The 14,173-nt window shown below is 62.9% G+C and carries 11 protein-coding genes and 2 pseudogenes; 7 read left to right on the top strand and 6 right to left on the bottom strand.

The window, feature by feature from the left end; translation table 11 throughout:
- Positions 1–195: 195 nt before the first annotated feature.
- Both Q0D31_RS15915 and parE read right to left on the bottom strand, forming a co-directional pair.
- The gene (locus Q0D31_RS15915) at positions 196–975 is read right to left on the bottom strand and encodes an outer membrane beta-barrel protein (RefSeq protein WP_291852861.1); all 780 of its coding nucleotides are present in this window, start codon (positions 973–975) and stop codon (positions 196–198) included.
- 385 nt (positions 976–1,360) lie between these two features.
- Positions 1,361–3,409, bottom strand: a complete 2,049-nt coding sequence (gene parE / locus Q0D31_RS15920) for a DNA topoisomerase IV subunit B (protein WP_291852863.1) — start codon at positions 3,407–3,409, stop codon at positions 1,361–1,363.
- 220 nt (positions 3,410–3,629) lie between these two features.
- On the opposite strand from parE, the pseudogene Q0D31_RS15925 reads away from it, so the two are divergent.
- Both Q0D31_RS15925 and Q0D31_RS15930 read left to right on the top strand, forming a co-directional pair.
- Positions 3,630–4,078, top strand: a pseudogene (locus tag Q0D31_RS15925) (PEGA domain-containing protein).
- 209 nt (positions 4,079–4,287) lie between these two features.
- A complete protein-coding gene (locus tag Q0D31_RS15930; protein ID WP_291852867.1) occupies positions 4,288–4,818 on the top strand; it encodes a DedA family protein in 531 nt (176 codons plus the stop codon).
- An 82-nt stretch (positions 4,819–4,900) separates the two neighbouring features.
- Here the strand turns inward: Q0D31_RS15930 and Q0D31_RS15935 are convergent, their stop codons facing one another.
- The gene (locus Q0D31_RS15935) at positions 4,901–5,896 is read right to left on the bottom strand and encodes an MBL fold metallo-hydrolase (RefSeq protein WP_291852876.1); all 996 of its coding nucleotides are present in this window, start codon (positions 5,894–5,896) and stop codon (positions 4,901–4,903) included.
- Between the two features lie 406 nt (positions 5,897–6,302).
- Here Q0D31_RS15935 and Q0D31_RS15940 point away from each other — a divergent pair, with 406 nt between their 5' ends.
- The 3 genes from Q0D31_RS15940 to Q0D31_RS15950 are packed head-to-tail and all read left to right on the top strand — an operon-like array spanning position 6,303 to position 8,641.
- Positions 6,303–6,986, top strand: a complete 684-nt coding sequence (locus tag Q0D31_RS15940; RefSeq protein WP_291852879.1) for an FMN-binding negative transcriptional regulator — start codon at positions 6,303–6,305, stop codon at positions 6,984–6,986.
- Positions 6,986–8,032, top strand: a complete 1,047-nt coding sequence (argC, locus tag Q0D31_RS15945) for an N-acetyl-gamma-glutamyl-phosphate reductase (RefSeq protein WP_291852882.1) — start codon at positions 6,986–6,988, stop codon at positions 8,030–8,032. The genes Q0D31_RS15940 and argC overlap by 1 nt, the downstream gene beginning before the upstream one ends.
- 15 nt (positions 8,033–8,047) lie before the next feature.
- Positions 8,048–8,641 carry a class I SAM-dependent methyltransferase gene (locus Q0D31_RS15950; protein WP_291852885.1) on the top strand — a complete coding sequence of 198 codons (594 nt, stop codon included), beginning with the start codon at positions 8,048–8,050 and terminating at the stop codon, positions 8,639–8,641.
- A 26-nt stretch (positions 8,642–8,667) separates the two neighbouring features.
- Here the strand turns inward: Q0D31_RS15950 and Q0D31_RS15955 are convergent.
- The 3 genes and pseudogenes from Q0D31_RS15955 to phaC form a co-directional block, all read right to left on the bottom strand.
- A pseudogene (locus Q0D31_RS15955) lies at positions 8,668–9,726 on the bottom strand (DMT family transporter).
- A gap of 99 nt (positions 9,727–9,825) precedes the next feature.
- Entirely contained in the window at positions 9,826–10,224 is a 399-nt protein-coding gene (locus Q0D31_RS15960) for an MAPEG family protein (RefSeq protein WP_291852888.1), read from the bottom strand.
- 68 nt (positions 10,225–10,292) lie between these two features.
- A complete protein-coding gene (phaC, locus tag Q0D31_RS15965) occupies positions 10,293–12,098 on the bottom strand; it encodes a class I poly(R)-hydroxyalkanoic acid synthase (RefSeq protein ID WP_291852892.1) in 1,806 nt (601 codons plus the stop codon).
- A gap of 339 nt (positions 12,099–12,437) precedes the next feature.
- Here phaC and Q0D31_RS15970 point away from each other — a divergent pair, with 339 nt between their 5' ends.
- The gene (locus Q0D31_RS15970) at positions 12,438–12,680 is read left to right on the top strand and encodes a hypothetical protein (protein ID WP_291852894.1); all 243 of its coding nucleotides are present in this window, start codon (positions 12,438–12,440) and stop codon (positions 12,678–12,680) included.
- A gap of 195 nt (positions 12,681–12,875) precedes the next feature.
- On the top strand, positions 12,876–14,096 hold the full coding sequence (locus tag Q0D31_RS15975) for an LL-diaminopimelate aminotransferase (protein ID WP_291852897.1): 1,221 nt from the start codon (positions 12,876–12,878) through the stop codon (positions 14,094–14,096).
- The last annotated feature ends 77 nt before the right edge of the window (positions 14,097–14,173 follow it).

Raw genomic sequence — 14,173 nt, forward strand, 5'->3', positions numbered from 1 at the left:
GGCTACAACTTCCGCCGCCTGATCCGGTGGCTCAGGCTCTTGCTGCGTCTGTTCCTAACTGCACTCTTCCCCGGCGTCCGGCTCAATCCAGCGTGAGCTCGATGTTCTTCACGGACGACAAAAAAAGCCCCGGACGATGCCGGGGCTTTTGAGATGGTCAATCGGGAGATGGGTCGTCGAGATCAATACTCGATATCAATACCTGCCGGATACCGGTGCGCCGCCCCAGTTGAAGCGATAGACCAGCGAGGTCAGCACGGAGTGGGTATAGGGCTTGACAGTTTCAGCAGTACCGCTCGCCGCGCCTGTCGCGGTCACAATGTTGTTGAGCTGCTTGCGCTCGAACTGGGAGAACCGGTATTCGGTCTTCAGATACAGGCCGGGCAGGAACGAGAGCGAGTGTTCGATGCCGCTGCCGAGGAACCAGCCATCATAGGTCGCGCCGGGGAGGGCGGTTCCGGAAAGGGCGAGCGTAAGTGGGTTGCGGTAGTTGACCTGGTCAAAATGGGATTGGGTCCAGCCGCCGCTGAAATAGCTCAGGACCGAGGGTGTGATGAGGTAACCGACACGGCCGCCGACCGCCCAGGCCGAATCCTGCTTGAGGCTGCCGACGCCGAAGACGAGCGGAGGGCCGATTTTATCGCCATCGACATCCATGAAGCTGTAATCGCCGAATGCGCCGAACACAAAGTTGCCGCCGAACTGGTAGTCGCAACCGACCTGGACATTGCCGAAGTAACCGCGGCCGCCAGCATCGCCCTGATGGGCGACGAAAGCCCCCGTGGTGGGATCCACCTGCCGGGTTTCGGCGTTGTACATGCTGTAGCCGCCGCCGCCGCCGATGTAACAGCCGGTCCAGGACGGCGCGTAGGCGACAGGGGCGGCCCGCATCGGGGCCTTGGCGGCCATGTCGGCTGCCAGCGCGGGGCCAGAGAATGCCGCCATTGCGGTCAGCGCGATCACCAGTTTCTGCATAGTCCCAAATCCCTTCAGCCAAGAGCGCCGGACCCGGCGGTTCCAAAAAGGGTGCGCGAGCACCGATTCCCCAAATTCAGTACGGAAACTATACCCGGTTCCGCCCGAAATGCTGTTGCGGGGCGGGCACACTTGCCGGGAAAGGTGGGGAGGTGGAAGGAGATATCGCCAGGCGCGTGAGGCCCGCCGACGCGGCGTGATCGGGATTTGCAATTGACTACGTCGTCATTCCGGGGCGCCGCAAAGCGGCGAGCCCGGAATCCATTTCTCCACGTTCATTTGCGGGACGATGGATTCTCCGATGCGCAATTGCGCATCGTAGTTCGATGCTGGCGCATCGCCCGGAATGATGATCTTGAAACGTCGCGGGGATCAACCCGGACGCTCACACGTCCAGCAAATCCTCGCGGGCGAATTCCGCCTTGTCGGAGATGAAGGCGAATCTCGCCTCGGCCTTGGTGCCCATCAGCCGCTCGACCGAGTCGGCGGTGCCCTCGCGGTCGTCGGCCAAAAGCACCACGCGCAACAGGGAGCGCCGGGCCGGGTCCATGGTGGTTTCCTTGAGCTGCGCCGGCATCATTTCGCCGAGGCCCTTGAAGCGGCCGACATCGACCTTGGCATTGGCGTTGAATTCGCTCTTCAGCAGAGCTTCCTTGTGGGCGTCGTCGCGGGCGTAGACCGTCTTGCTGCCATGGGTGAGCCGGTAGAGCGGCGGCACCGCAAGATAGAGATGGCCGCCGTCGATCAGCCGCGGCGTCTGGCGGTAGAAGAACGTGATCAGCAGCGCGGCGATGTGGGCGCCGTCGACGTCGGCGTCGGTCATGATGATGATGCGGGAGTAACGCAGGTCTTCCTCGCGATACTGCGCCAGCGTGCCGCAGCCGATCGCCTGCATCAAATCGGCGAGCTGGGCGTTGGCGGTCAGCTTGTCCTTGCCGGCGGAAGCCACGTTGAGGATTTTTCCGCGCAAGGGGAGGACCGCCTGGGTCTTGCGGTCGCGCGCCTGCTTGGCGCTGCCGCCGGCCGAATCGCCCTCGACGATGAACAGTTCGGAGCCTTCGGTCGCGGTGTTGGTGCAGTCGGCGAGCTTGCCGGGCAGCCGCAGCTTCTTCACCGCGGTCTTGCGCGAGGTTTCCTTCTCGGCGCGGCGGCGCAGCCGCTCGTCGGCGCGCTCGACAACGAAGTCCAAGAGCCTGTTGGCCTGCAGCGGATTGCCCGACAGCCAGTGGTCGAACGGATCCTTGATCGCCTGTTCGACGATGCGCTGGGCTTCCGCGGTCGCCAGCCGGTCCTTGGTCTGGCCCTGGAATTCGGGCTCGCGCACGAACACCGAGAGCATGACGGCGGCGCCGACCATGACGTCCTCCGAGGTGATGGGCGCGGCGCGCTTGCCCTGGCCGATGCGCTCGGCATGGTCCTTCAGGCCGCGCAGCATCGCGCTGCGCATGCCGGCCTCATGGGTGCCGCCGTCGGGCGTCGGCACGGTGTTGCAGTAGGAGGAGAGGAAGCCGTCGGCGTCCGCCGTCCACGCCACGGCCCATTCGCAGGCGCCATGGGCGCCGTTGCGCCCGGACTTGCCGGAGAAGATGTCAGGATGCACCAGCGTGTCGGCGTGAATGGCGGCGGCGAGATAGTCCTTCAGGCCGCCGGGAAAATGGAAACTGTCCTCGGCGGGCACGTCGTCGACGCCCTTCAGCAGCGCGGGGTCACAGCGCCAGCGAATCTCGACGCCGCCGAACAGATAGGCCTTCGAGCGCGTCATCTTGAACAGGCGCTGCGGCTTGAAAGCCGCCTTGGCGCCGAAAATGTCGGCGTCAGGCTTGAAGCGGATGCGGGTGCCGCGGCGGTTGTTGATCTTGCCGAGGTCCTCGAGCTTGCCCTTGGGATGGCCGCGCTCGAAACTCATGCGGTAGAGTTTCTGGCTGCGCGCGACCTCCACCTCGAGCCGCGAAGACAGCGCGTTGACCACGGAGATGCCGACGCCGTGCAGGCCGCCCGAGGTCTCGTAGACCTTGGAATCGAATTTTCCGCCGGAATGCAGCGTGCACATGATGACTTCGAGCGCAGACTTCTTCGGGAATTTCGGATGCGGATCGACCGGGATGCCGCGGCCATTGTCGGTGACGGTGAGGAATCCGTCGGCGCCGAGATCGACCTCGATGAAAGACGCGTGCCCCGCCAGCGCCTCGTCCATGGCGTTGTCGATCACCTCGGCGAACAGATGATGCAGCGCCTTTTCGTCGGTGCCGCCGATATACATGCCGGGGCGGCGGCGCACCGGCTCCAATCCTTCCAGCACCTCGATGTCGGCGGCGGTGTAGCCGGCCTCGGCGCTGCCGGCCCGCGCGGCCGCCGATGTGCGGGCCTTTGATTCCGACCCGAACAGGTCGCTGGACGACTTGGTTTTTGCCGATGATTTCAATGGTTTGGACATGAGCTCTTGATGTGTTGCGCGCGAGGTCGCGTCGCGAATCGGTGATGATGACTATGCCACGGATGGGCTCAAAAAGTGACGGCGAGGGTCGACTCCCGGCGGCCAGTCGGTCCGGCGGCAATGCACGGAACCCAAGGCGTTGAGTCTTGCCGCGTGCATGGCTTGATTTCATCCTCGGGTTGCGTGAAGGTCACGTGGTCGCGCAGGGGAAGAGGGTCCAATGTTCAGGTTGCTGTTGGCTGCGGCGCTCGCGGCGTCCTGTGGCGGCTGCGCGTCGGTGACGCGCGGCACGACCGAGAACATCTCCATATCCAGCACGCCGTCGGGCGCGACGGCCGAACTGTCGGGGCTGGACAATGCGACGGCCTGCGTCACCCCTTGCGTGGTCGTGGCCAAGCGCAGTGCCGATATCACGTGACCGTCACCAAGGAGGGATATGAGCCGCAGGTGATCCCGCTGACCAAGGAGATTCCCGGAACGGGCGCGGCGGGCTTCGCCGGAAACCTCTTGCTTGGCGGACTGGTCGGCATGGGCGTCGATGCGGCCACCGGTGCGGCGCTCGATCACAAGCCCAATCCCGTCATAGTCACCCTGCAGCCGATTGCTCCTGCATCGTCGCGCCCGGCAAAGCCGCGCCCGCCCAGGCGGCCGCCATCACCGCAAAGCTGACGCGCCAGTACATCTCATCGTCAGGTATTTACCTGCCTGCTTCTGTCGGGTTAAGGACACTTCGCGGCGAGCGCGAGCTCGCAAACCACCCCCCGCCTTTGTGACTTGATGTTGCGGCAGGGGCTGGCTTACCTGTCCTTTGCTCGCAAACCCGTAGAATGGTTGCAAGAGGTCGAGTCGGGTGGAAGGGCTACGAAGGGCAACTCGGAATGGAAGACTTTGCGCGCACGCTGGCGGATTTTGTGCGCGAGCATCAGGTCTGGGCCGCGCCGATCGTGCTGGTGCTGGCGTTCGGCGAATCGCTCGCCTTCGTCTCGCTGGTGGTGCCGGCCTGGGGCGCGCTGGTCGCGATCGGCGCGCTGATCGGCGTCAGCGGGATCAACTTCTGGCCGGTCTGGATCGCCGGCGCGCTAGGGGCTGCGCTGGGCGATTGGCTGTCCTATTGGCTGGGATTCAAATACAAGGAACACGTCGCCGAGATGTGGCCGCTGTCGCGGTTTCCGACCATCCTGCCGCGCGGCGAGGCCTTCGTGCAGAAGTGGGGCGTGCCCTCGATCTTCATCGGCCGCTTCTTCGGCCCGTTGCGGGCATCGGTGCCGCTCGCTGCCGGTATTTTCGAGATGTCCTACTGGCCGTTCCAGATCGCCAATTTCGTGTCCGCGCTGGTGTGGTCGGCGGTGCTGCTGCTGGGGGGCGACGTGATGGCGAGGATCGCCACATGGCTGTTGCGGGCGGTGTAGAGTTTGACCCTCTCCGTTGGTTAAGGGAGAGGGTCAGTAACTTGGCGACTTCCAAGTTGGGCGAGGGGGCAGTTCGACTGGCCTACAGCGACGAATTCCAAAGCGCAGGGATCCAGCGATAGCCATTTCCATCCTTCTCCACCCGCACGAGCCCCGGGAATCCGGCATGGAACGCCTGGATAGGCATCTTTTCCGCGATAGCCATATCGTAAAGCTTGCGCCGCGTTTGGACAGCGAGCGGCTTGTCGACGTCAAACACCGCCTGCCACTCGGGATTCTTGACGAAGAGGAAAGCGGCCCCGGCCGTGATATCGACCTGCACCAGCAACTTTTCCGAGCCGGAGGTGACGACAAAAGAAGTATGACCCGGCGTATGACCGGGGCTGGCGACGGACGCAATGCCGGGCGCAAGCTCCTTGCCGGCGTCATACTGTGTCACCTTGCGGCCGAGAGCATCGAATACCCTTCTCGAATTCTTGAAGTTGCCCTCGAGGATGGGGTTTCCTGTTCCCTTGCTCATCTCGCCGTCGTCCATCCAGAATTTCCACTCCGCTGACGGCACCATGATCTCGGCATTCGGATAGGCGGCCTTGTTGTCCGCAGTCAGGAGTCCGTTGATATGGTCTCCGTGAAAATGCGAGATTATCACGGTATCGACGCTATTACGGTCGATGCCGGCTGCCGCAAGATTGGTTTGAAACTGTCCGGCCTTGCCCTTGCTTTGCTCGTAGGTGGCGGGGCCGAGACCGGTGTCCACCACGACAAGCTTGGATCCGGTATTGATGACGATCGGGTTGTAGCTGTGGGTAGCCTTGTCCGGCGGCAGGTAGTTGTCGGCGAATGCCTTGCTGACCTCGTCCTTCGATGCGTTGACGACATAGTTGTCCGCTCGCGGTGCAACGGTGATCCCGTCGGAAACGACGGTGATCTGGTGTGTGCCGATGTTGTAACGGTAAAAGCCGGGAGCTTGCTTGTCGGCTAGGGGCGCGCCGGCGCGGGCCCATGTCCCGCCGGCGAGCGGGACAAGGGTGGTTGCGGCGACGCCAGCCAGGGCCGCGCGGCGGGTGAATTCTATCATTTGCGATGTCCTCGTGTTGGGGGCGGCATGAAAGGGAAGAGATAGCCGTGTCGGAAAATTCTGCTCTTTCCCTGGCTAAAAACCCCCGGTCGGCTCGAAAATTCCCGACCTTCCTCACGATATGAAACGGGGCGGAGCGCGATCACGGTGCTGGCATTTGACCCCACGCGCGGGCGCGCAACGCCACGTTTGGCTTGACCCGGGAACCGGGCGGCCCTATAGCCGCGCCCATGATGATCAACGCCCCGACCATGTCGAACGCCCGCCGCCGCCGCGCCATCGCGGTCAGGGCGGACGCCTGCGTTTGAGGTCGTCGCCCCTGCCGCCGGATCGGGTCCCGCGGCTTCTTCCTTTTCAAGGCAACGCGGTCTGATCAGGCGGCTCCTACGTCAAGCAGGAGTTTGAGATGTATACGCCCCCTCCGTTCAAGCCCGACCGCGCCGCCAGCCTGGCGTTTGCGCAGGCGCGCGGCTTTGGGCTCGCCTGCGCGTGGGATGGCAACAAGCCGGTCGCCTCGTCGCTGCCGTTCTACCTCACCTCCGCCAATGACGGCACGCCGCGCGCCGCGTTCCATGTCGCCCGCCAAAATCCGTTGGCAAAACTCGCGAACGGGACGACGTCCTGGCTGCTCGCCGTGACCGGCGCGGATGCCTATGTGTCACCGGACTGGTACGTCTCGCCCGACCAGGTGCCGACCTGGCTCTATCAGGCGGTACACCTGACCGGCCCGGTACGGGCGATGTCCGACGACGAACTCGCCGAGCAAATCGAGAGGCTCAGCGCCAGGTTCGAGGACAGGCTGCTTCCGAAAAAGCCGTGGTTGTCGTCGAAGATGACGGCCGGGCGGCTCGAGGCGATGAAGAAAGCGATCGTGGGACTTGAGATGACGGTCGAGGAGATCGAAGGCAGCTTCAAGCTGAACCAGCACAAGTCGGATGCGGACTATTCGGCGCTGGCCCACGCGCTGGCCTCGCAACCCGACGCCGATGCGCTCGCCATCGCAACCCTGATGCGCGAGGCGCGGCCGCTGGCTTTCGCGGCGGATGCGGTACAAGACAATCAAACGACTGCGCCTGAAAGGAGCGTGTGATGAGCACGAAGAAGATCGGCATTCTCGGCGCGTCCGGCTATACCGGTGCCGACGCGGTGCGCCTCCTGGCGCGGCATCCGAATGCCGAGATCGCCGCGCTCACCGCCAATACCCACGCCGGCAAAGCCATGGGCGAGGTGTTTCCGCATTTCTTCATGCTGGACCTGCCGAAGCTCGTCGAATGGGAAAAGGTCGACTGGACCACGCTCGACGCGGTTTTCTGCGGGCTGCCGCACGGAACCACCCAGGAGATCATCGCCGCAGTCCTCAAGGCCAATCCCGGAATCAAGGTCCTCGACATGTCCGCCGATTTCCGGCTGCGCGACAAGGAAACCTATGCGCAATGGTACGGCCATGAGCACCGGGCGCTCGAACTGCAGCGTGAGGCGGTCTATGGCCTGACCGAGTTCTACCGGGAAAAGATCACCTCGGCGCGGTTGGTCGCCTGTCCCGGCTGCTATCCGACAGCGGCGCTGCTGGCGCTGGTGCCGCTGGCCAAGGCAAAACTGATCGACGTCGACGATATCGTCATCGACGCCAAATCCGGCGTCACCGGCGCCGGCCGCGGGCTGAAGCAGAACACGCTGTTCAGCGAGGCTGGCGAGGGCCTCTCGCCCTATTCGGTCGGCACCCACCGGCACGCGCCCGAAATCGAGCAGGAGATCGGCGTCGCGGCGGGCGCAGGCGTGACGGTGAATTTCACGCCGCATCTCATTCCGATGGCGCGGGGCGAACTCTGCACGTCCTACGTCAAGCTGAACGGCGCGACTCCGGACGATTTGCGGGCCGCGCTGGAGAAGGCCTACGCCAAGGAACCATTCGTGCATGTCGCGAAGAAGGGCGTGCTGCCGCAGACGCAGAATGTGCGTGGCTCGAACTACGTGCAGATCGGCGTCGTCGCCGACCGCATCAAGAACCGGGCGATCGTGATTTCCACGCTCGACAACCTGGTGAAGGGCTCGGCCGGACAGGCGATCCAGAACATGAACCTGATGTTCGGGCTTCCGGAAACCGCGGGGCTTGAGCAGATCGCGTTGTTCCCGTAATCGGAGGTTGCTGCGGTGGACGAGGAGACCCTGCGATTCTACCGCGACAACGCCGCCGCCTATGCCGGGCGCGAGATCAGCTCGCGCCAGGCGCGGCTGATGGCGTTCCTGGCGCTGCTGCCGCCTCGTGCTTGCATTCTCGAACTCGGATGCGGCGCCGGCGTCGACACCGCGGAAATGCTGGCGCGCGGCTTCGATGTCCGCGCGACCGACGGATCGCCCGAACTGGCTGCGATCGCGTCAAAGCACATCGGCCGTCCGGTCGAAACGCTGCTGTTTCACGAACTCGCCGAGGTCGAGCACTATGACGCCGTCTGGGCCAATGCCTGCCTGCTGCACGTTCCCCGAGACGAACTCGTGTCAGTGCTGTCGCTGATCTGGCGCGCGCTGAAGCCGGGAGGTTTTTTCTACGCCAGCTACAAGCAGGGCGACGGCGAGGGCCGTGACACGCTTGACCGCTACTACAATTACCCGACGCCTGACTGGCTACGCGCCACTTATGCCAAGGCGGGAAAATGGAGTTCGCTGTCGATCGAAACCGGCGATGTAAGAGGGTTCGACGACAAGATGGTGTCGATGCTGTTCGTGATTACTCAAAAGAGCGGCTGATCACCTGTTTCCAGCATCGGCACGATTTAGTGTCTGTGCCGGTGATGCAGATCAGGGTAGTGCGGATGCTTGTGCCGCATCGGCTTGTGTTCATGCCAATGGGAGTGTGGCTCGGCTGTGGGCCCGTCGTTGCGATGCTGGTGATGGTCGTCATGGACATGCCGGTGCTCGTGCGCGAGCGCTTCGTGAGAATGTTCGTGCTCATGTCGTTCGGTGAGATGCAGCCAAAGCCCCAGTCCCATCAGCAGCGCCGCGAAAGCCAGCTTGGATGTCAGCGGCTCCCCGAGACCCAAGGCGATCAACGCGCCAATGAATGGGGCCAGCGAGAAGTAAGCGCCAGTGCGAGCGGCCCCGAGATGACGAAGGGCAAGCACGAAAAGAACAAGGCTGACTCCGATCACAAAGAAACCCAACAGGGCAGCCAGGGTCGCAAAGCCGATGGGCGGTAAGGCATCGCCGAGCCAAGATCCGGTCGCCATGTTCACCCCTCCGGCGACAAGGCCCTTGATCATTGCAATCGTGACGGGGTCGGCAGAAGACAATTTGCGCGTCAGGTTGTTATCGATACCCCAACAAATACAAGCGCCGGCGATCAGCGCAGCTCATACGTCAAGCGAAAAGCTTCGCCCTTGCCACGACAGGACTATTGCCCCGAGGATAATCGCCAAAGCGCCCAACAACAGCCGTCTATCGGCGTTTTCGCGAAAGACGAGCCAGGCAATTCCCATCGTTGCGATGCTCTCAAGATTGAGCAGCAATGATCCTGATGAGGCCGGGGTCCGGCCAAGCCCTAGCATCAACAATGCCGGGCCAAGAATGCCCCCGACGATGACAATGACGATAAGCCAAGGCAGGTCGTGTCGCCTTAGGGGGGCCTCAGGCGCCGAAAGGCCAAGCGCCGTCCGTGCGGTATGCACGATGGCCAAGCCCAGGCCCGCACCGAGATAGAGCAGGCCCGCCAGCATCTGCGGGCCGATGCTGACGAGAAGCAATTTGGAAAGCGGCGCAGCTGCGCCAAATAGGGCAGCAGAAGCCAGCGCCAACGGCACCCCAGGCACCTGGATCGATGATGGACCTGGTTTCATATGTCTTGCCTTTGACGGTCAGCCGATAGTTCGCTGTGTCGCCGTCTAGGAACGGCCGAGCTTCGATGCCTCGTTGCCCGCGAGGCCGGCAGCGGAACCTCAAACCAGCTTGAAGATCGCCAGCGCCAGCACGACCTGCGCAAAGAAGCCCACGGTGAAGGCCAGCGTGCGGAACACCGGCAGGCCGAGCGTGTAGACGATCAGGTGCGCGACGCGGGACCAGAAATAGATGGCGCAGGCTAACACGGTCCATCTGTCGGAATAGTCGATCGCGTTGAGGATCAGGACCAGCGGCGCGAAGATGATCAGATTCTCGACCGCGTTGTCATGCGCGAACATCAGCCGGTTCGCCCAGTCCGAATGCGGCTTGTCGTTGCGCGAAGGGTTGGCCATCGCGCCGGACAGCCCGCGCACCTGGCAGCGATTGATCACATAGGGAATCCACATCAGCCCGGTCAGAATCACGGTCAGAGTCAGCCAGAACAATTCGCGCGTCATTGGTTCCCCCTGATGATTTCGATTCCCGGCGCGGGATGGCTTGTTATATCCAACAAGGCGAGTCGGCGCTATGCGCGGACCCGGACGTAGCTGCCGGGCGCGTCCTCGATCGGCGGCATCGCTTCGGAGCCGACGGCGCGCGCGGGCACGCGCTCGGGATCAAGGCCCTGCAGCCATTGCAGCCAGTCGGGCCACCACGATCCCTTGTGCTCGGTGGCGTTCTTCAGCCATTCCGCGAGCTTGACGTCCTTGACGTTGTCGTTGGTCCAGTACTGGTACTTGCCGGCCGCGGGCGGATTGACCACGCCGGCGATATGGCCGGACCCGGACAGCACGTATCTGACCGGCCCGCCGAAAAACTGCGAGCCGTAGAGCACGGATTCGGCCGGCGCGATGTGGTCTTCGCGCGTCGCCAGGTTGTAGACGGGAACCTTGACCTTCGACAGGTCGAGCAGCGTGTTGTCGAGCACCATGCTGCCGGTGGACAGCCGGTTCTCGAGGTAGCAGTTGCGCAGATAGTAGGAATGGTTGGCCGCCGGCATCCGCGTGGCGTCGGAGTTCCAGTGCAGCAGGTCGAAGGCGGAGGGCGGCTGGCCCTTGAGGTAGTTGCTGACGACATAGGACCAGATCAGGTCATTTGAGCGAAGCATGTTGAAGGCCATCGCCATCTTGCTGCCCTCGAGCACGCCTGAGGCCTTCATGTCGCGTTCGAGCGCCGAAATCTGGTCTTCATCGACGAACACCAGGAGATCGCCGGCGTGGGTGAAGTCGACCTGCGCGGCAAAGAACGTCGCCGACGTCACGCGCTGCCGCCGCTTTTCGGCGAGCCAGGCCAGCGTCGAGGCGAGCAGCGTGCCGCCGACGCAGTAACCGGCGGTATGGACTTTCATCTCGCCCGTCACCTTTTCGATGACGTCCATCGCTGCGAGCGGCCCTTGCTTCATGTAGTCGTCAAAGGTCTTCTTGCCGAGTTCCTTGTCGGGGTTGACCCAGGAAATCACGAACACCGTGATGCCCTGGTCGACGCACCATTTGATGTAGGATTTTTCAGGCTTCAGATCGAGGATGTAGAACTTGTTGATCCATGGCGGCACGATCAGCAACGGCGTGCGCAACACCGTCTCCGTGGTCGGCGTGTACTGGATCAGCTGCATCAGCTCGTTCTGGTAGATGACCTTGCCGGGTGTCGTCGCCATATTGACGCCGACGACGAGGTTCGACGGGTCGGACTGACGGATTCGCAACGCGCCATGTCCGGCCTCGATGTCTTCGGCCAGCATCTTCATGCCGCGAACCAGATTGTCACCATTCGACGCCAGCGTCTCCCGCAGAACCTCCGGATTCGTGAAGACGAAATTCGACGGCGCCAGCGCGTTGGCGATCTGCTGCACGTAGAACTCGGCCTTCTTGCGGGTATGCGGATCGAGGCCTTCGGCGTTCTTCACCAGCGTGTCGGCCCATTGCGTGGTGAGCAGATAGAGCTGCAGCACGAAATCGAAGAACTGGTTGGATTTCCACTCCGGGTCCTTGAAACGCTTGTCGCGCGGCGACGGCTCGATGGTCGGCTTGACCTCTTCGCCGGCCATGCGGCGTGCCGCCGAACCCCAGAGGTCAAGATAGGCTTTGCCCATGCTCGCCTGCAGCTCCGCGGCGCGCTGGCCGTCGGCGAGCCAATACTCGGCGACCTTCGAGAAGGTCTTGATAACTTCGGTTAGTTCGCTGGGCGGCTGATCTACCAGCTGGCCTTCCTGGCGCGGCTTGAGATAGGCCGCGAGCGCCTGGCCGCTGGTCTCCAGCGCTTTCGCGATGTTCAAGCCGAAGGCCTCGGCGTTGAAGGCATTCGACGGACGGGTTTCGGTGTTGACCTCACTCATGATCGGGACACTATAGCTTCATCTCCGGTTCGTCACCGCGCGGATTGGCCGCGTGGCGGGGTGAGGTTAATCCTGCTGCACTGCGATAAATCGCTCGATTTCGACACATTGAAGCCTTACCAATTGGATTAGTTCTTTGGGCTTGTATTGTTCCGGAACACAATCGCTCGCACGTTTACGTCGAAATCAGCGCAGTGGGATAATCAGGCTGAGCAAGTCTCGTACCAGCGTAACAACTCGAGTGTGATGGGGTGTGCGGCACCTCGGGTTGCAGGAGATTCCGGACCAATGCCGGTGATGGGAACGATAGGGCCGCGGGCGATTGGGGTGCTCTTGGCGATGGCGCTCGCGCTTGGTGGTTGCTCGACCCAGATCGCGGATATGCCGGGCATTGGGCTGCCGACCGATGCGCCCCAGCGACCGCGGGAGGCGGGCGCCTATCTTCCGGTGCACGATCTGCCGCCGGAACGCGACGAGCAAACCATGAAGCCGGCGGAACTGACCAAAATCCAGGCAGAACTGACGGCTGCGCGCGACCGCCAGGCGACTGCAGCAGCAGCGCCAAAACCTCCCAAGAAGTGACTGAACGGCTGGCGCAGTGCCGCTCCCGTGGTAAAAGAACCCAATTCAACCGCATGCAGGTCCGGAGCCCGGGAAATCGCGCCTGAATTCGCTTTATGTCATTGACCAAGAGCGATTTCTCAACAAAGCCAAATTCGGCTTCGGCGCGTCAAGGTTCCCTCGAATCTCCCTGGCGGGTGTCGGAGCAAGGGTTTCATGGAAGAATTTTACCGTATCCGCCGTCTGCCGCCTTACGTTTTCGAACAGGTGAACCGGGCCAAGGCGGCCGCGCGGAACGCCGGGGCCGATATCATCGACCTCGGCATGGGCAACCCGGATTTGCCCACACCGCCCCACGTGATCGAGAAACTGAAGGAAACACTGGGCAAACCCCGGACCGACCGCTACTCCGCCTCGCGCGGCATTACCGGCCTGCGCAAGGCCCAAGCTGGCTATTATGGGCGGCGGTTCGGGGTGAAGCTCAATCCGGACACCCAGGTTGTCGCCACGCTGGGCTCCAAGGAAGGTTTCGCCAACGTGGCGCAGGCGATCACCGCGCCCGGCGACGTCGTGTTGTGCCCCAATCCGAGCTATCCCATTCACGCCTTCGGCTTCCTGATGGCTGGCGGCGTGATCCGCTCGGTGCCCTCGGAACCGACCCCGGATTTTTTTGCGGCGGTGGAACGCGCGATCATCCACTCGATCCCGAAGCCGATCGCCCTGATCGTCTGCTACCCCTCCAATCCGACCGCCTATGTCGCCGATCTCGATTTCTACAAGGATCTGGTGGCGTTCGCGAAGAAGCACGAGATATTCATCCTGTCGGACCTGGCCTACGCCGAGGTCTATTTCGACGACAACCATCCGCCGCCCTCGGTGCTGCAGGTGCCCGGCGCGATCGACGTCACCGTCGAGTTCACCTCGATGTCGAAGACGTTTTCGATGGCGGGATGGCGCATGGGATTTGCCGTCGGCAACGAACGGATCATCGCCGCCCTGGCGCGGGTCAAATCCTACCTTGATTACGGCGCGTTCACGCCGGTTCAGGTCGCCGCCACCGCCGCCTTGAATGGACCCGATGATTGCATCAGGGAAATGCGCGACACCTACCGCAAGCGTCGCGACGCGCTGGTGGAGTCGTTTGGGCGGGCGGGCTGGGACATCCCGTCGCCGCAGGCCTCGATGTTCGCCTGGGCGCCGCTGCCGAAAGCCTTCCAGGAGGTCGGCAGCATGCAGTTTGCGACCCTGATGGTGGAGAAATCAGGCGTGGTGGTCTCCCCCGGCGTCGCCTTCGGCGAGCACGGCGAGGGCTACGTCCGCATCGCCCTGGTGGAAAACGAGCAGCGTATTCGCCAGGCAGCGCGCGGCGTGCGTCGTTTCCTTGAAAGCGGCATTGAAACGTTGCACAACGTGGTTCCTCTCGCCAACCGGCGCTAGGCATGATGCCGAAAAGCATTTTGCGGTTTTCGGATCAAATCATGCCTTTGCGTCGTTCCTCTTTCAGGTTCTTCTAA

This window comes from Bradyrhizobium sp. (genome assembly GCF_022844465.1).
Classification (GTDB): Bacteria; Pseudomonadota; Alphaproteobacteria; order Rhizobiales; family Xanthobacteraceae; genus Bradyrhizobium.

Coding starts and splice junctions, on each gene's coding strand:
- Q0D31_RS15940 (WP_291852879.1), top strand. CDS start 6,303: ATGTATACGCCCCCTCCGTTCAAGCCCGACCGCGCCGCCAGCCTGGCG.
- Q0D31_RS15915 (WP_291852861.1), bottom strand. CDS start 975: ATGCAGAAACTGGTGATCGCGCTGACCGCAATGGCGGCATTCTCTGGC.
- Q0D31_RS15970 (WP_291852894.1), top strand. CDS start 12,438: ATGGCGCTCGCGCTTGGTGGTTGCTCGACCCAGATCGCGGATATGCCG.
- argC (WP_291852882.1), top strand. CDS start 6,986: ATGAGCACGAAGAAGATCGGCATTCTCGGCGCGTCCGGCTATACCGGT.
- Q0D31_RS15935 (WP_291852876.1), bottom strand. CDS start 5,896: ATGATAGAATTCACCCGCCGCGCGGCCCTGGCTGGCGTCGCCGCAACC.
- phaC (WP_291852892.1), bottom strand. CDS start 12,098: ATGAGTGAGGTCAACACCGAAACCCGTCCGTCGAATGCCTTCAACGCC.
- Q0D31_RS15960 (WP_291852888.1), bottom strand. CDS start 10,224: ATGACGCGCGAATTGTTCTGGCTGACTCTGACCGTGATTCTGACCGGG.
- Q0D31_RS15975 (WP_291852897.1), top strand. CDS start 12,876: ATGGAAGAATTTTACCGTATCCGCCGTCTGCCGCCTTACGTTTTCGAA.
- parE (WP_291852863.1), bottom strand. CDS start 3,409: ATGTCCAAACCATTGAAATCATCGGCAAAAACCAAGTCGTCCAGCGAC.
- Q0D31_RS15930 (WP_291852867.1), top strand. CDS start 4,288: ATGGAAGACTTTGCGCGCACGCTGGCGGATTTTGTGCGCGAGCATCAG.